Source organism: Belliella calami, from assembly GCF_022549695.1.
GTDB classification, from domain to species: domain Bacteria; phylum Bacteroidota; class Bacteroidia; order Cytophagales; family Cyclobacteriaceae; genus Belliella; species Belliella calami.
On record NZ_JAKZGS010000016.1, the window covers coordinates 39,782 to 57,025 of the forward strand.

Annotated in this window: 17 protein-coding genes; 6 read left to right on the plus strand and 11 right to left on the minus strand. The window is 36.1% G+C overall.

Annotated elements, in window-relative coordinates:
• Nucleotides 1-66 precede the first annotated feature (66 nt).
• The 3 genes from MM236_RS15795 to tyrS all read right to left on the minus strand — a co-directional run bounded on the left by MM236_RS15795 (nt 67) and on the right by tyrS (nt 2,811).
• Nucleotides 67-513, minus strand: a complete 447-nt coding sequence (locus tag MM236_RS15795; protein ID WP_241275963.1) for a GNAT family N-acetyltransferase — start codon at nt 511-513, stop codon at nt 67-69.
• Between the two features lie 22 nt (nt 514-535).
• The gene (locus MM236_RS15800; RefSeq protein ID WP_241275964.1) at nt 536-1,237 is read right to left on the minus strand and encodes a TetR/AcrR family transcriptional regulator; all 702 of its coding nucleotides are present in this window, start codon (nt 1,235-1,237) and stop codon (nt 536-538) included.
• Between the two features lie 281 nt (nt 1,238-1,518).
• Nucleotides 1,519-2,811 carry a tyrosine--tRNA ligase gene (tyrS, locus tag MM236_RS15805; RefSeq protein ID WP_241275965.1) on the minus strand — a complete coding sequence of 431 codons (1,293 nt, stop codon included), beginning with the start codon at nt 2,809-2,811 and terminating at the stop codon, nt 1,519-1,521.
• Nucleotides 2,812-3,066: 255 nt separating this feature from the next.
• Between tyrS and MM236_RS15810 the strand changes: the two genes are divergently transcribed.
• A complete protein-coding gene (locus tag MM236_RS15810; RefSeq protein WP_241275966.1) occupies nt 3,067-3,411 on the plus strand; it encodes a DoxX family protein in 345 nt (114 codons plus the stop codon).
• 13 nt (nt 3,412-3,424) lie between these two features.
• Nucleotides 3,425-4,840: a DEAD/DEAH box helicase gene (locus MM236_RS15815; RefSeq protein WP_241275967.1), complete on the plus strand. Its 1,416-nt coding sequence runs from the start codon at nt 3,425-3,427 to the stop codon at nt 4,838-4,840.
• Nucleotides 4,841-4,944: 104 nt separating this feature from the next.
• On the opposite strand, the gene MM236_RS15820 is transcribed toward MM236_RS15815, so the two are convergent.
• Entirely contained in the window at nt 4,945-5,628 is a 684-nt protein-coding gene (locus MM236_RS15820; protein ID WP_241275968.1) for a LytR/AlgR family response regulator transcription factor, read from the minus strand.
• A 56-nt stretch (nt 5,629-5,684) separates the two neighbouring features.
• Between MM236_RS15820 and MM236_RS15825 the strand changes: the two genes are divergently transcribed.
• Nucleotides 5,685-5,834: a hypothetical protein gene (locus MM236_RS15825; protein ID WP_241275969.1), complete on the plus strand. Its 150-nt coding sequence runs from the start codon at nt 5,685-5,687 to the stop codon at nt 5,832-5,834.
• Between the two features lie 343 nt (nt 5,835-6,177).
• Here the strand turns inward: MM236_RS15825 and MM236_RS15830 are convergent, their stop codons facing one another.
• From MM236_RS15830 to MM236_RS15855, 7 genes are all read right to left on the minus strand, one after another.
• On the minus strand, nt 6,178-7,584 hold the full coding sequence (locus MM236_RS15830; protein ID WP_241275970.1) for a sensor histidine kinase: 1,407 nt from the start codon (nt 7,582-7,584) through the stop codon (nt 6,178-6,180).
• Nucleotides 7,581-7,748 (minus strand): hypothetical protein, encoded by a 168-nt coding sequence (locus MM236_RS15835; RefSeq protein ID WP_241275971.1) that lies wholly within the window; start codon nt 7,746-7,748, stop codon nt 7,581-7,583. Before MM236_RS15835 ends, MM236_RS15830 begins: the two co-directional genes overlap by 4 nt.
• Nucleotides 7,749-8,174: 426 nt before the next feature.
• Entirely contained in the window at nt 8,175-9,062 is an 888-nt protein-coding gene (locus MM236_RS15840) for a dienelactone hydrolase family protein (protein WP_241275972.1), read from the minus strand.
• A 157-nt stretch (nt 9,063-9,219) separates the two neighbouring features.
• Nucleotides 9,220-10,635, minus strand: a complete 1,416-nt coding sequence (locus MM236_RS15845; RefSeq protein ID WP_241275973.1) for a metal-dependent hydrolase family protein — start codon at nt 10,633-10,635, stop codon at nt 9,220-9,222.
• A 76-nt stretch (nt 10,636-10,711) separates the two neighbouring features.
• Entirely contained in the window at nt 10,712-10,945 is a 234-nt protein-coding gene (locus MM236_RS19810) for a DUF1697 domain-containing protein (protein WP_369415214.1), read from the minus strand.
• Between the two features lie 398 nt (nt 10,946-11,343).
• Nucleotides 11,344-12,555: an NRAMP family divalent metal transporter gene (locus tag MM236_RS15850; RefSeq protein ID WP_241275974.1), complete on the minus strand. Its 1,212-nt coding sequence runs from the start codon at nt 12,553-12,555 to the stop codon at nt 11,344-11,346.
• On the minus strand, nt 12,552-13,643 hold the full coding sequence (locus MM236_RS15855) for a DUF2891 domain-containing protein (RefSeq protein ID WP_241275975.1): 1,092 nt from the start codon (nt 13,641-13,643) through the stop codon (nt 12,552-12,554). Before MM236_RS15855 ends, MM236_RS15850 begins: the two co-directional genes overlap by 4 nt.
• A 114-nt stretch (nt 13,644-13,757) precedes the next feature.
• Between MM236_RS15855 and MM236_RS15860 the strand changes: the two genes are divergently transcribed.
• From MM236_RS15860 to MM236_RS15870, 3 genes are read left to right on the plus strand one after another with little or no spacing between them, the layout of a single operon-like run.
• Nucleotides 13,758-14,834 carry an alpha/beta fold hydrolase gene (locus tag MM236_RS15860; protein ID WP_241275976.1) on the plus strand — a complete coding sequence of 359 codons (1,077 nt, stop codon included), beginning with the start codon at nt 13,758-13,760 and terminating at the stop codon, nt 14,832-14,834.
• A complete protein-coding gene (locus MM236_RS15865) occupies nt 14,764-16,014 on the plus strand; it encodes a DNA recombination protein RmuC (protein ID WP_241275977.1) in 1,251 nt (416 codons plus the stop codon). The genes MM236_RS15860 and MM236_RS15865 overlap by 71 nt, the downstream gene beginning before the upstream one ends.
• Before the next feature lie 41 nt (nt 16,015-16,055).
• Complete coding sequence (locus MM236_RS15870; protein WP_241275978.1) at nt 16,056-16,715, plus strand: tetratricopeptide repeat protein; 660 nt, start codon at nt 16,056-16,058, stop codon at nt 16,713-16,715.
• The last annotated feature ends 529 nt before the right edge of the window (nt 16,716-17,244 follow it).

The following is a 17,244-nucleotide window of genomic DNA, read 5'->3' on the forward strand; positions in this document are numbered from 1 at the left end:
GCAAAGTTGATAATTTGGATACTCTAAAATTCTAAGGGTTATAAAAAATGTAAGCAGCTAGTTTTTTTACTTCAATTGCATTCTCAAAATTGGATAAGGATTCCCTTGATCATCCAATTCAGTTCTTTCATACGCAACAAATCCAAATTTCTGATAAAATCCCACTGCATGTATATTTTGCTCGTTGACATCTACTTTGTTAGCTTTCAATTCATTCACGGCATACTCAAGCAGCATCCTCCCCAAGTTTTTTCCAATGTAATCAGGAGAAAAAAACAACATTTCAATTTTGAAGTCAAAAACCCCAATAAATCCAATCAGATTATCACCCTGGATCAAACAGAAAACATCTAGCTCACTGAAATCCATAGACTGGACCAATTTTTTGATTGATTCAAAATCTGATGGTATTAAAAATGAATGTGTTGCCAAAACTGACTTTTCCCAAACATCAATTAGTTGTGCGCTATGGTTGTTCGAGTAAGGGATTATTTGAAATTTATGATTTTCCAAGATTTTGAAATCAAATTTTTAATTAAAATAAGCTGCCCTGTACAATGTTTGGTTTTGTTGCTTGGATTGTTCCTTTTAGCATGTCTTGCATCAACTTGATAAATCCAGGCTTCCAATTGTCAATATGGATTTTTATTTCTTTGTTTTCATAATTTACTGGTCCACTTAGTCTTTCATATCCTATCAGCATGCTCCAAATGGTATAAAATGTGATTTCAGGTTGTAATTCAGGCCTGATACTTCCATCTTTGATTCCTTGGGAAACCATCTGAATTCCAAATTTGCCACAGTCATGGTGAATGTCGAGTAATTTTTGGAAATGTACACTTTCTAAGATCAGAGGGTCTATTTTTTGCCTCGTATTTTCATCATTGTAAAGACTCAAAACGCCAAGGAAATTGAGTATAGCATCATAGTACATTCTGTTTTGCAAGCTGTAATCCAAATATTTTTGAACCAAATCAACCAGCATTTGCATTCCGTTTTTACCTTTTGAACGAAATACTTCTCTAAATACATCTTTTAGCCCCTCGAAAGCCTTTCTAGTAACTGCCATGTAAAGGTCTTCTTTGTTTTTATAATAAAAATAAGTTAGTCCTTTTGATATTTTGGCTCCTTTGGCGACATCGTCCATTTTGGTCGCGTGAAACCCTTTCTCCATAAAAAGTTTGATAGCAGATTCAAGGATAAGTTTTTCCTTTTGTGTTCTTTCTTGTGCTCCCATGACTTATTCTAGTGTTTGAATAGAATTCAAAGGTATTAAACAAAATTCAAAATATAGGTTTGAAATATTGGGTAATTATGTAATAGAGTGGTATTGAGGGCGAAAAAATGAAATTTTCTGAAATTAACTTTTCTTAGTAGATTTTGACAATCTTGGGATTCAAAACTCAATAGAATTAATTTGGTTTGGGGATCGGAAGATTTCCAAATCTGTTTGTAGCAAAAACAGATTTAATTTGCCTTCCAATCCCCAATTTTGATTTATTATCAGATCATTGAATGCTATTTGACCTCGATGATGTAGTAGTTTTTCTTTCCTTTCTGCACAAGAAGATATTTCTCTTGTAACAAAATCGCTTCGACAGGTGAATTGGGATCATTGATTTTCTCCTTGTTAATACTCACACCACCACCTTGGATCATTTTTCTGCCTTCACCTTTCGAAGGGAAAATGGCTTGGCCTGCTTTCTCAGCTAAAAGATCCAAAACAGTACCCGTGCTTTCTAAATCTGTTTTTGAAATCTGTACTTGCGGAACTCCATCAAAAACTTGTAAGAAAGTCCTTTCATCCAATGATGCTAAGTCCTCTGTTGAAGATTTCCCGAATAGGATTTCGGAAGCTTTGACTGCCATTTCGAAGTCTTGTTCACTATGAACCATGATTGTCACCTGCTTTGCAATTTCTTTCTGTAAGGCACGTAGGTGCGGGGCTTCTTGATGCGCTTTTTCGATCTGCAAAATTGCCTCTTCGTCGAGGGTAGTGAATATTCTTATATACTTGGCAGCGTCTTCGTCTGAGACATTTAACCAAAACTGGTAAAATGCATAAGGCGATGTTTTCTCAGGATCAAGCCATACAGAACCTCCCTCGGTTTTCCCGAATTTGGTACCATCTGCTTTGGTGATCAAAGGCACAGTAAGGGCATAAGCAGATCCAGATCCCATTCTTCGGATCATTTCTGTCCCAGTTACTATATTTCCCCACTGATCTGAACCTCCGAGTTGGATGCTTACATTGTTGTTTTTCCAAAGATGATAGAAATCATACCCTTGGATCAACTGATAAGTAAACTCTGTAAACGAAAGTCCATTTCCATCTTCCAGCCTTCTTTTTACTGAATCTTTGGCCATCATATAATTGACCGTGATGTGTTTTCCGACATCTCTGATAAAATCCAAAAATGAAAAATCAGCCATCCAATCGTGATTGTTAACCAACTCAGCTTTATTTTCAGAACCCTGATTGAAGTCTAGAAATTTCCCCAACTGCCTTTTGATACAGGAGATATTGTGGTCTAAGGTTTCTTTATCCAATAGGTTTCTTTCTGCTGACTTGAAACTAGGATCACCAATCATACCAGTAGCTCCACCAACCAAAGCGAAAGGTTTGTGTCCTGCTCTTTGGAAGTGTAAAAGGGTCATTACACCAACCAAATGGCCGATATGCAAAGAATCTGCCGTTGGATCGAAACCTAGATATGCAGAAGCCATGCCTTTATTTAGGTGTTCTTCGATTTCTGGTGTCATGTCCTGAAGCATTCCTCTCCAGCGCAATTCTTCGATAAAGTTGTTCATTGTAATCAGTTTGTTGTTTTTTGAAGGTGCAAATATAGTATAATGTTTTTGGAAGCAAGCAAGCAACGATTCTCCATTTTTTCTTTTCCTATACTATTGAAATGTAAAACTATTTCGAAGCCATTCAACCTACTGAATAGTGAAAATAAATAGGATCTATGATGAAAATAGGAGGGATTATTGCTTATGTGAGAGTATTGTGATACATTTAGTCTCTTTATAAACATTGATCACCAATTACAAGAGCAATTCTACATGCATTCATTTTTTCTTTATTTGATGAGTGGCCTATATATTTTTGCTGGAGTAATGCATTTTCTAAAACCGAGAATGTTTCTTCGCATAATCCCACCTTACATTCCTTATCCGAAGATAATGAATTCATTGGCAGGAGCTTTTGAAATTCTTTTTGGAATTTGTTTGTTGTTTCCTCTGACGAGGCAATATGCAGCTATTGGGATTATCATTTTATTGATAGCAGTTTTTCCTGCCAATCTTTATATGTATCAAAAAGGAGCGAAAGGAATACCAAAATGGGCCTTGCTGCTTCGACTGCCTTTACAATTAGCATTGATTGCTTGGGCTTATTTATATACTTAAAATCACTATAGTTTTGAATTTCAATAGTTTTAATTTTGAGGCGTCATTACAAGAAGGACTTGACGCCATGGGTTTTGAAAAGCCAACACCCGTACAAGAAATGGCAATCCCAATTATTTTAGAGGGAAAAGATATCATCGCTTGTGCACAAACAGGTACAGGGAAGACAGCAGCATTTATCCTACCAGTCTTGAATAAAATCGCAAAATTGGGAGATAGCAAGCTTAATACTTTGGTGTTGGCACCTACTCGCGAACTTGCGATACAGATTGATCAGCAGATTCAGGGTTTTGCATACTTTTTGGGAATCAGTTCGATTTCGATCTATGGAGGAGGAGATGGCTTGGTCTGGGAACAGCAGAAGCGGGCTTTGGAACAAGGTGCTGAAATAGTCGTGGCTACACCCGGTAGACTGATCGCTTTGTTGGCAGGTGGAAAAATCAACCTCGATAGTTTGAAGCATTTGATCTTGGATGAAGCTGACAGAATGCTCGACATGGGTTTTTCAGATGACTTGCTCACCATTGTGAATTATCTCCCAAAGGATAGGCAGACAATTTTGTTTTCTGCCACAATGCCTCCTAAAATCAGACAGTTTTCCAAAAAGCTTCTGAATAATCCTGAAGAAGTAAGTTTGTCTTTGGGCAAAACTGCAGAAGGTGTTACACAAGCAGCATATCTAGCATATGATACGCAAAAAGAAGATTTGGTAAAACATATCCTAAGGCAGAAAGAGTACGAGGCTGTGATCATTTTTGCATCTACAAAGGACAAAGTAAAAAGCCTTTTCAAAGTATTGAAAAAAGATTTTGAAGTAGAAGCTTTTCATTCTGACTTAGAGCAAGTTGAGCGTGAACAGATCATGTCAAGATTTAAGAATAGGGCATTGAGGGTTTTGGTTGGAACCGATATTATTTCCAGAGGAATCGATGTGGTGGGAATCGAGTTGGTAATCAACTTTGATACGCCAAATGATCCAGAAGATTATGTCCACAGAGTTGGTAGAACAGCAAGAGCCGATAGCAAAGGAGAAGCGATCACTTTTGTCAATGAAAAAGACAAATTCAAATTCAGTAGGATAGAAGGCCTAATTGGAATGGAAATAGAAAAACTTCCTTTGCCAGAAGGTTTTGAATCAGGTCCAAGCTATTCATCTTCAGCGAGCGCCAAGCCGAAAAGTGATTTTAAGAAAGGTAAAAAGCCTGCAAGTCATGGAAACAAATCTTCCAATCATCCAAAATCTGATCATAAACCACATAGAAAACCGAGGGAAAATACAGCTCAACCACATGTAGTCAAAGATCAGGAGAACCCAGAAACACAAGGTGGCTTCAAGCCAAGGCAGAACCCTAAAGTGGAAAAAAGTCCTGAGTTTGATCAGAAACCGAAAGAATCAAAGTTCGGCTCTAGAAAAAATGTGGTTGATTAAATCCACATTTAATTGATATAAATTTGTCCTTTAAGTCACTTCTTGAATACTTGAAGGACATTTTTTGTATCAATTGATGATTTTTCCTTGGAAATTTAATTTAGTTATGACTTCAATTTATCTGCTAGAGCATCATAAAAACTACTGCTAACTGGAGCTGTTTTGTTTTCAAGTGTAACTTGATGTTTTTCTATTTTTTGAATCTTTTGAGTATTGATCACGAACGATCTATGGGTTTTGACAAAGTGGGAGGGAAGAAGCTTTTCTGTTTCTGCCAAAGTCATTCTGCTGAGAATTTTTTCTTTGGCAAGGTGGAAATTAACATAATTGCCATTTGCTTCGCAAAAAAGAAGCTCTTCAAAACTGATTTTCACTTGTTCGTAACCTGTTTTTATAAAAATAAAGCTATTTGACTGGTTCTGCCCATTTTTAAGTTCGAAGAGTTCTTGGGCTTTCTGACAAGATTTCAAAAATCGACTTAGGTTGAAAGGTTTTAATAGATAATCTATAGCATCCAGTTCAAAACTTTTGACAGCATGCTCAGAATATGCGGTTGTAAATACCACCATACTGTCTTTGGGAATCAACGTGGCCAATTCCAAACCAGAAATATCAGGCATCTTGATATCCAAAAAGATCAAATTTACTTGATTGGTTTTAAGGTATTCTAGAGCTTTGATGGCATCTGTAAATGTTTCTTTAAGCACAACAAACGGAACCTTGGAAGCGTGGTTTTTCACGACTTCCAAAGCCATTGGTTCGTCGTCTATAGCGATAGCTGTTAGCATTCAATTTTTGATTTTAGAAGGTAGATTTTAGATTTAGTTGGAAACAATTTTCAAAGGTGGATTGGAAGATTGAGGGGGAATGGTTGGAATGTTTTAAAGTTGGAAAGTTTAAAGGTTTTGAGAGCTTGGAAGAACTTATCCGCCGTGGTGGATTGGAAGATTATAAGAATTTGTCCGTTGTGTTGGATTGGAATATTGGTATCTGATAGGTCTTTCTAGTTTTTTAATTGTGTTCCTTTAATCCTTGTCTAGTCCTGAAAATAGTTGACATTTTTTCTTACAAATAGTAGAGTTCAACCCGCTTCGGGGTTGTTGCTCTTAAACATCCTCGTTATTCACCGCATTTCATACGGGGATATTTAAGGTTTAACCCCTTTCGGGGTTGTGTTTTCTGAATCCACATTAATCCTCAGATTGCGACCCAGAGTTACTTAAAGTTTACCCCCCGTACCGATAGCTATTGGTAGGGGACAGGCACTTCTTGGTTTCATCTTGTTATACATCTTACTTGTCTCATGTCTCACATCTCATATCTCATTTTTCTCGCTTCTAAAGCTTAATACTCAAATGTACAAAATACTCAAGATCATTTTCTCTTACTATCAAATCGTGCTTTTCTGGATAGAGGATTTTAAGTCTTTGTTTGACATTTTCTAAGCCTATTCCGGATGATTTCCGCTCAGGATCCTCTTCGTTGCTGCGATGTATGCTGTTATTGACATCCAAATGTACTGATCCATCTAGGCAACGTAAACTTATTTTGATCCATGATTTTTTCTGAAAACTGATACCATGTTTGAAGGCATTCTCTACAAATGGAATTAATAACATGGGTGCAATTTGGCCAGGACAATTTTCCTCGTTGTGGCTAAAGACAATTTCTACATTTTCTTGGTCTTTGAGTCTTAGGTTTTGAAGATCTACATAATTTACCAAGTATTCCTTTTCCCTCATTACAGGAATTTGGTCTTGATTGTTTTCATGAAGCATGAAGCGCATCATGTCGCCAAGCTTTTGGATTCCTTCTGCAGTATTTTCAGCATTTTCATGCAATGCATTTCCGTAAAGTGTGTTCAATGCATTGAATAGAAAATGTGGGTTGATCTGGGAACGAAGAAAGGAGAGGTCTGCTGTACTGCGATCTACTTTTGTACTGAGTGTATTTATTTGACTAAGAAAGCTATCGTATTTTTTGAAGAAAATATTAGAAATTGGAAATAAAATAACCATAATACAAAATATAATCATTATCCCAGGAACTAGAAACTCACTATCACCTTTTGCAATGGAAAAGAATATAAAAAATCCAGCAATAATAATAATTAGAAATACGTAGAATGCTGTAGCTTCACCTTTTCTACCTTGTTTTTTCAAATCATAAATCAGGAAGTAATTGTAAAGTATAAGCCCAAGAATACATGGTACAATGACAACAAACAAAATGGCTATGGCTTCGCCAGCTATTCCTTGAAACTGAAGGAGGAATATGACCACAAATATATATATCAAAACAAAGCGAAGGATATTGTAAGGTTTGAAATCTTTGCTTTTATCAGTCAATAAGATTTGATTTAGAATGTAAATAATGGCTCCATATCCTGCATAGATAGCAATGGAATTGAAGTAAAATGGCATCAAAAAGTCGGAACTAAAATTAGCACCTACTGAAAATGCACCTATGGAAATAAAAGATCCAAAAAAGGTTAAAATTGAATAAATGATTAATTTAGATTTTTTTCCATCTTCTAGGAAATTTGGGAATATCTTCATGTGGAAAAAGTAGAAGGATGCCAAAAATATCAGAGGAATAAAAATTTTGGCAAAATATATCATACTTTGATTGTAATTCAGATTGAATGTGTGTGTTGAAACCACATTGGAAAGGATGATACTCACAAAAAGGAAGGTAACTACCCACCACTCGATTTGTCTAAATGGTAAAACTCTGTCTTTCATAATTTATTGAATATAGTGTCTGTTGATTGAATTGAAGTAGAATCTATGGTAATATTTTCCAATTTGTTTTTTTCAATTTCACTTTCCTTTTTTGCAAAAAGGATGAAATTGTAAAGCAATCCTGTAAATATCAAGAAGTAGTAGATTCGTTTATTCTTTTTCATTGCTCAAAAATTAGTATGACACAAGAATAAGAGAACTCTTAAAATCTGGCAAAAAAATGTGATGAAGTAGGGGGATTTAGGGATGGATTTGATGATATGTTAATTGATTTTGCTTTCTACAAAATTTTTGAAAATGATAAAATCATTTTGATTAACCATTGCAGATTTTGGAATCCATATATTCCTCTCGGATTTATTTGTAATCAGGTTTCTTTATTTGAATAAATCTCAATTACTTTCAAATTGACAATTAGAAATTTATTAATAAATTATTTTCACAAAACCCTTATCCCTAAAAGTTTAAAAAAGAACTTGTTCGACTTACCAAATTTAAACCTTAAAACTTCTTTGTTTTACAATCTTAAAGCCTTAGTTTGGTGAGCAGGATAAGTTCATTCAATATTAAAATTTTCTAATCTTCAATCCCTAAACCAGCTTTTCCCTAAAAAACTTCACTGTTCTTTCCCATGCTAATTTTGCACCTGCTTCGTCATATCTTGGCGTAGAATGATTATGGAATCCATGATTAAGATCTTTGTAAAAATGTACTTCATAAGATTTGCCATGCTTATCCAATGCTTCTTTGTAAGCTTCCCATCCAGCATTTACCCTTGTATCCAATTCTGCAAAATGTAATTGTAGAGGAGCATTGATCGAAGGTACATCTTCTTCACTGGCTTGACCTCCATAATATGGAACAGCAGCCTTGAGCTCAGGAACACGGACAGCCATCATATTTGAAATCCAACCACCAAAACAAAACCCGACTACCCCAATGTTTCCATTGCAATCAGGATGATTTTTTAATGTTTCGAATGCAGCAATAAAATCTTCCAACATTTCATCTCTATTTCTTTTGGCTTGCATAGTCCTACCTTCATCATCTGTGCCTGGATATCCGCCAAATGGTGTCAAAGCATCAGGAGCTATGGCAATAAACCCATCAAGAGCACACTGATGTGCTACATCTTCTATATATGGATTAAGTCCTCTATTTTCATGGACGACAACTATGCCAGGGAGTTTGCCAGTCATGCCAGCTGGCTTTGTCAAAAGAGCTTTCATCTCACCAGCTCCTTTTGGGGAGTCATAATTGATATATTCAGCATCAAATCGTTTATCACCAATCTCAAAACGCTTTGCTTGAACATAATTTGGCATCAAAAAACTCATTAAAGCAGACAAAGTTACTCCACCTGCAGTATAAAGAGAAAGTCGTTCCACAAATTGTCTTCTATCTATCTTGCTATGTACATATTCATCATATATGTCAAATACATCTTGGCTGATATCTTCCTTCTTGATTGGTTTCATCTTTTTGCTTTTATGTTTTTGGTTTCTTTAAAAATTCTAATGCTTTGAACTTACTGAATTACAATACATAAATTAGTTAATTTGTTTTGAGAAGTTTCAATAAATATATCAATGGAAAAAAAGCCATTTAAATATGTCCAAATCATCAATTAATGAATTATTCAGATTTGTTTTTCACAACCTTGCCGTCCTTGATGATTACAGAAAACTTATCTTCATACTGGGAAAGAATTCCAATATTCTCAAGTGGATTGCCATCTATCAAAATCATATCGGCTAACGCACCTTCTTCAATTAATCCTAATTTTCCGGAGTATGGACTTCTTAATCCCGAAAGCGCTAATAATTGGGCATTGTCATGGGTTACCATTTTTAAGATTTCATAAGGTGTAAACCATTTTTCCAATTTCACAATGTAGTCATTTTGGGTATCCATCAATGAAGGTTCGAATAGAAAATCTGTTCCCCATGCGAGTTTCATTTTTAATTTTTTGGCAAGAGGCCAAATCACTTGTTGACCTTGCAAGACAGGAGCTCGCTTGATGATTCTACTTTCATCCATGTCAGGTGTGTTATCTACCAATCTTTGAGTACTAAGCCAGACACCTTTTCTTTTCATCAGTTTCAAGGTTTTTTTATCCAAAAGTTGGCCATGTTCCACACATTTGACTCCTGCTTTTATAGCTCTTTGCACAGCTCGGTTGGTATATGCATGGACAGTCACATAGGTTCCCCAATCTTCTGCGGCTTCAACAGCAGCTTTCATTTCATCGAAAGTATATTGAGTCACATCCAAAGGATCGTAAGCTGAAGAAGTACCACCTCCAGCCATAATTTTGATTTGACTGGCTCCATCACGCAAATTTTCTCTTACTGCTGTCAATACTTCATCTCTACCGTCAGCAATAAATGTGGCTCCGAGAGCTTCAGCCCGCGAGATTGGTCCAAAAAACCTGCGTGATTTTTCATGAGGCAATCTCATATCTCCATGGCCAGAAGTCTGACTGATAGTTGCTCCAGAAGGCCATATCCTTGGACCTGATATTTGTCCTTCATCAATGGCTTTCTTCAGAGGGAAGATTGGCCCACCTGCATCTCGAACTGAGGTGAAGCCACGAAGAAGCATGTTTTCGGATTGAGTGGACACATTTTTGAAAATAATATCTTCTCCTAGGTCAGGAGATGCCATTTGAAGCATCGAAAGGGATCCGAAGATCATATGAACGTGTACATCAATCAAACCAGGAATTATCGTCTTTCCAGTTCCATCTATCAAAATCACATTTTCTCCAACTGTGATAGGGTCTACTGAAATCTTTGTAATCTTATTTCCTTCGATCAATATGTTTCTTTTCAAAAGTAGATTTTTACTTTTCCCATCAAAAATATCTACATCTTGAAATACTATAGCTTGAGATTTCTCTGATTGAATTGCAAAAGAAATGTTAGAGGCAAAAAAGGTTAAGAACACGGTAATAATGAACTTTATAAAGTCATTTTTCGTCCAAAAACTAGATTGGCTTTTATTTATCACTGAAAAATATTTTGGTTGGTAAGTAAATGTTTTTTGCATGTTTAGGGGTGATTTGAAGACAAAGTCTAAGTCAATTTTGTAACTATTTTTTCAATTGTATTTAAATTTTGCGTTGTTATATCTTTTCCAAATAGCTTTTCCAATATTTCCATTCCTTTTGATTTTCAAGCGTTTTTAAATTTTTTTCTTGACTTTCAAAGATTACATTTCCCGAATTTAAGATGGTAATGATGCTTGAAAACCCCATTTGGTTTAGTAAAAAACTAAGTTCTTTCATTGGAACCTTATGATGCCCACCGACATTTATTCCTAGAATGAATGCAATAAATCTATTTAAGTTTATATTCATTGAACTAGCTTATAACCTATCCAGTTTGCTTTTTCTTTTGATCAAGTTTTTGTAATCCCATTGGATTTCAGCTTTCATTTTTTCTAAGACATTTGTGTTCCTAATGGCCACATGTTTCTGGCAAAGTCCATAAAGGTGCCTCTTTTATCAGGATCTTGTTCGCTTACTTTTGGTTTAAATTCCTTTTCCATGATATTAAGCTAATCATTTTTTAGGTTTTCGACAATGTATCAAAATATATATATTGGTTTTTAAATGATTCAGCATAATAAATGCTTTAAAATCTATACGCTGCTTTCAAGATGTTAGGACTTTAGATATTTAGTATATGGATTTTAAAAAACCTTAACCACCCCTTACACCAATCCACACAATGACTTACGCAATAGATAAACTCACTAAAATAAAACTTTATAAATACTCCATGATCCTAAAATCAATGTTATCAGCCAGATTATTCCTCCAACAATGTTTAGAAACATCGAATTGACATGATTTTTCATGACAGACTTTTTATTTACTATCCATAGGATGTAGGCACTTAGCAGTGGAAGCAATATTCCATTAGCGACTTGTGCCCAAGTGATCAACTGAACAGGTTTGATTCCTAACGATGAGAAAATTAACCCTAATCCCAAAATGAAAATAATGCTAAGTCTCATTGGTTTACTTTTGATATCCATAGACCATCCAAAACAGCCGGAGACTACCAAAGCGCCAGCTAAAGGTGCTGTAATTGCCGAAGTGACGCCTGCAGCAAACAACCCAAATGCCATGAAATACTTTGCGAAAACACCAAGTAATCCTTCTAATCCGACCGCCAAATCAGCAGCTGAATTCACATCTATAGCATTGCCCATAGCAGCAGTAACCACGATAGCCATTGAAACGATGCCTCCTAAAACAACGGAAATAATGGTATCAAATCGAATATACTTTAGATCAGATAATGTATTCCATTTTTGACTAACCAAAGATGAGTGAAGGAAAAGGTTGTAGGGAACAACAGTTGTCCCGATTAATGCTACTATTGTAATTATATTTTCAGTACTTATTTTTGGCACGAAGCCAGCCATTAAATCACTCCAATTTGGACCAAGGACAATTGCATTTGTGATAAATGCAAGACTCATCAATATGACCAACACTGTCAAATACTTGCTGATTGTTTTGAAACTTCCCAGCATCAAAAGTAATAAAGCTATCGCACCAATGACGAGGTTAAGCAACTTCATCTTAAATTGACCAATATTCAAATCAGGCAATAACACAATCAATTCAGCACCCATAGCACCTCCAGAGATGTTTCCAGCTTCATAGGCAGCATTTCCAATTACTACTGCAAGCATCACTAGGGAAATCGAAAAATATCTGACAACCCCAATATGGATTGTGTCAGAAATTACTGATGCGAGGCCTTTTTGGGCTAATAGGCCTATTCTAGCAGCCATTTCTTGCAATACAATCGTAGCGACAATCGATAGCCCCAATGCCCATAATAAGTCAAAGCCAAAGTTGACTCCTGCGAGTGTACAAACAGTCACTGTACCTGGACCAATAAAGGCAGCAGCGACCAAGGGCCCAGGTCCTATATATTTTTTCCAACTCATTTGGCACCTTGTTGCAAGGCATACACTGCAAAGCTTCCGAGCCAATGTGTACCCTCGTAGTTATCATCTACAATGGAGGGAAGCGAATAATTGATATGTTCGTTAGCAATGACATCCAAATGCCCATATTGACTCGGGTATGCTCTGGATAGTCCGTAAATACACCAAGCTCTACTAAAATTCAACCCATCTAAATGGACTAATTTCCCATCTGTTCTATCACTTACTTCACCAGGTGCCAGCTGAAAATCTTTATTTTTAAGTCCAGGCATAAATTTCGTTACCCATTTGTCAAAGGCTTCTTTTTCCAAAACCTTTCGCATAATATCCAATTCCTGAAAACAGGGTGATAAAAAATCATATCCGCTAGGTTCCCAATCCAATGGGCAGTTTTCATCATTCAAAAACCAATCCTTAGCACGTTGGCGGATCATTTCTGACAGGTTCTTTTCATTGACAGTTTCGGCATAATCAAATGCAAGTGACATCCCGAAAGCAATATTGCTGTGTTCTCCTACGCGAATTGGATAGTTTAATTTGGGTAGAAAGTCAAGATATTTTTTTACCATTAGATCAGTCAGTGGCTGAAGATTCTTTTCCAATTGCTTTGCAACAGGATCGTCCCAAAGGTAAAGTTCCTCTGCCAACTTCAATACCCAAGCCCAGCCATAAGTTCTTTCATAACTTGAATTTTGAGGTTGAAAAAAGTAATTTACTTCAGCTAGAATATTTTGATAACTGATATTCTCCAACAGAATTTCTTTTATTTCTTCTTTATTTTCCAAATCTGGAAATTGACGAAGCAAACTGACTAGCATCCAATGTCCATGAACGCTTGAATGCCAGTCAAAACAACCGTAGAATGCTGGATGAAGTTCTTTGGGCCCTTTTAGATAATCTTCAGAAGCCAAAGTTTGGTTGAGTTTGTTTGGGTATTCCACCTGTAGACAATGAAGAGGCATTTTTGCAAGCCTATTAGCTTCTTGGATCGTCAAATTAATAGTTTCAATTTTTTCTTTCGGTTCGGGTTTCTGGCAAGAAAAAATGATGGCAAATAGAGTGATAATTGAAATTACTGATTTCTGCATTCGTTTTAGCATAATGATAGTTTCGATTAGATGTGGTAAAAGTAGAGAAACACATTTTTTAATATTCGAAAATTAAGCCTTAATTTATGGAAACTTGCTAATATCTGTTCAAAAATGCTAAAACTCTTTGTATTGATTTTCAAAATTGTTGTTTCGCTAATCGTTTTGATTGGATTGGCTATTCTTTTAAGCTATAGATCAGATATTGATCCAGAAGTTTTAGTGGAGAAATATTCAAGTGAATCTTCCTATTTTGTCCATGTAGAAGGCATGGACCTACATGTAAAGGTAAAAGGGGAAGGAGAGCCTATATTTTTGATTCATGGGAGTTTTTCATCACTCCATGCTTGGCAAGATTGGGAAGAAGAACTTTCACAATATTTTATGACAATATCCATGGATTTACCTGGGCATGGCTTGACAGGTCCGGATCCCCAAAAGCGCTACAATGTCAACGACTACGCAAGTTTGCTTTTTGTATTGGCTGATAACTTGGGTTTGGAGGAATTTCACATAGCAGGCAATTCTATGGGTGGTGGAGTAGCTTTAAAAATGGCATCAGATAAGCCTGAGCGAGTACTTTCATTGAATTTAATTGATTCTTCTGGGGCACCTCGAAAAATTTCTGATAATACAGAACCAACAGCCAAAAGGAAAAATACTACACCTTCAATTATTCGACTTGCTCAAACGCCACTATTTTCAAAAATACTTCTGAAATGTACCCCGGAATTTTTGTTTAGCAGAAATCTCAAGCAGGTCTATTATGATCAGAGAAAAATCAAGCCTCAACAAGTCACGCGCTATTATGAATTGATGCGAAGAGAGGGAAATAGACAGGCTACAATCGATCGTCTGACTTCTAGGAAACCTTTGGAAATAGATTTCGAAAAGATAAAAATGCCTGTTTTGATCACCTGGGGAAGGGAAGATACATGGATTCCTTTGGCGAATGGCAATATCTTGGCGGAAGCCATTCCCGGCTCCAAACTGAAGGTTTTCGATCAAGCTGGTCATGTACCAATGGAAGAAATACCGACAGAGACTGTCGCAGAATATTTGTCATTTCTAGGGATTCAGTCGAATATCGACTACTTTTCAGCTCCCAAATATTATAGTCATGTCGGTAGAAAATCCAATTTATTTCCTTTTGTTAATTCAGACATTTCTTCTTTGCTACCTGATTTATAAACAAAGTCAGAAAGGAAGAGGCGATCAAGAAAGAAAAGCGGAGTTTCAGGATCTCAAAAGTGAGCTGAACAAACAAATGCAATCCAATAGAGCAGAGATCAATCAAGGGTTGATGCATCAGTTTGGATTGGTTTTCGAATCATTGCGAGCCAATAGTAAAGAGCAATCAGAAGTTTTGAGGGATTTTGGAAAGCTTTTTAGGGAAAATGTCAAGGAATTCAATGAGCTACAAAGAGAGAAATTTCAAGAGTTGATCCAAAGGCAGGAGCGAATGCTCCAATCTACCGAAGAGCGTCTGGAGAAAATGCGTGAAACGGTTGATGAAAAACTTCAAAAAACACTGGAAACTAGACTTGGTCAATCTTTTGAACTTGTGACCAAACAGCTTTTGGCAGTTCAAAAAGGTTTGGGTGAAATGCAGAATCTTGCCACAGGGGTAGGGGACCTAAAGCGCGTATTGAGCAACGTAAAAACACGAGGAGTGCTTGGTGAATACCAGTTGCAGGCAATTTTGGAAAATGTACTGGCACCAGATCAATATGAATACAATGTTCAACTGAAAAAAGGTATCACTGAGCGGGTAGAATATGCTATCAAAATGCCAGGGAATTCCGATGATGGACCGATCTATCTACCAATTGATGCTAAATTTCCCCAAGAATCCTATTACAGATTGCTTGATGCTTATGATTTAGGCGAAAAAGTTCTAATCGATACTGCGAAAATTGAGTTGTTCAAAGCAGTAAAAAAAGCAGCACAAGATATCAGCAACAAATATATAATCCCTCCATATACTACAGATTTTGCCATACTTTTTCTTCCAATGGAAAGTCTTTATGCTGAGATCATCAGAGATGGAGATCTAGCACAGCTATTGCAGAGAGAGTATAAAGTCATTTTGGTAGGACCTACCACATTGGCTGCAATGTTGAATAGCCTTCAAATGGGTTTCAAGACCTTAGCAATCCAACAAAGAAGTAGTGAAGTCTGGAAAGTTTTGGGAGCCGTGAAAGCCGAATTTTCAAAGTTTGGAGATTTGATTAGCAAAGCACAAAAGAAGATAACCGAGGCAAGCACTGATTTGGATACTTTGGTAGGAACTAGAACAAGAGTAATCCAAAGGAAGTTGAAGGAAATAGAAGAACTACCCGAAGAAGAGGGGAAAAAACTATTGGATTAAGAAACTATCCTGTAGTTTTAGTTTTAATTAAGAATGAGTTTATGAAATATGTATTTGCAATAGTTGTGTTTTTTCAGTTTTTGGGCGTTCAAGCACAAGAAGTATATGAAGTAGATCCAGAAGAAAGAAATAATTCTATCGTCATAGCCAAAACAGCCCAAGACATGATTTCAAAAGGGAATTATGAAACGGCATCTAAAATTTTGGAACCTGTGATGGATAAAGACCCTACATTTCATCCAGCTTATGTCAATTATTACAATGCTATCAGAAATATTCCTCAAAAAACAGATAAATTGATTGAAGCCCTGAAATCAGCAATGGAAATATTTGAGGAAGATGATGAGTTAGCTTATTATTTGGGAAATATTTATCAAGAAAGAAAGCAATATGATGATGCTATCAAGGCCTATTCATCAGCGATAGCATATAGCAAAATCAACGGAGAAGATTTTCCAATTGTTTGGGCTTATCATTTCAACAGAGGTAATTGCCATTTGAAAACAAAAAAATTTGAAAGAGCTATCTCTGATTATGACTATGCCTTGAAGCTGAGCCCCGACAACTCAGATATTTTGACCAATAGAGGAACGAGTCATTACCAAGCCAATAACACTGTTAAGGCCTGTGAGGACTGGAAAGAGGCAAAGCGTTTAGGGAATAATTCTGTAGATAAATATCTCAATTCATTTTGTAAATAATTGAATAATAGATGATAATGAATAGGGATGGTGCTTTAGCCCATCCTGAAAGGTTAGAATTTCTATTCAGGCTTTAGCCGAATTTTTTTTATCAGATCTGAAATCAACCAATCCTAATATGAAAAGATCTAGGGATTTATTTTTTGGCTAAAGCCTGAAATATACAATATTCTATCATTTTCCTCCAGCTAAAGCAGGAGGGAATTGAATAGCGGATTAATCTCAATATGAAGTGGAAATTTTGCTGGCTATTGCCAAATTAATTTATTGAGCTATTAAAATAAATAGGGATGGTGCTTTAGCCCATCCTGAAAGGTTAGAATTTCTATTCAGGCTTTAGCCGAATTTTTTTTATCAGATCTGAAATCAACCAATCCTAATTTGAAAAGATCTAGGGATTTATTTTTTGGCTAAAGCCTGAAATATACAATATTCTATCATGTTCCTCCAGCTAAAGCAGGAGGCAATTGAATAGCGGATTAATCTCAATATGAAGTGGAAATTTTGCTGGCTATTGCCAAATTAATTT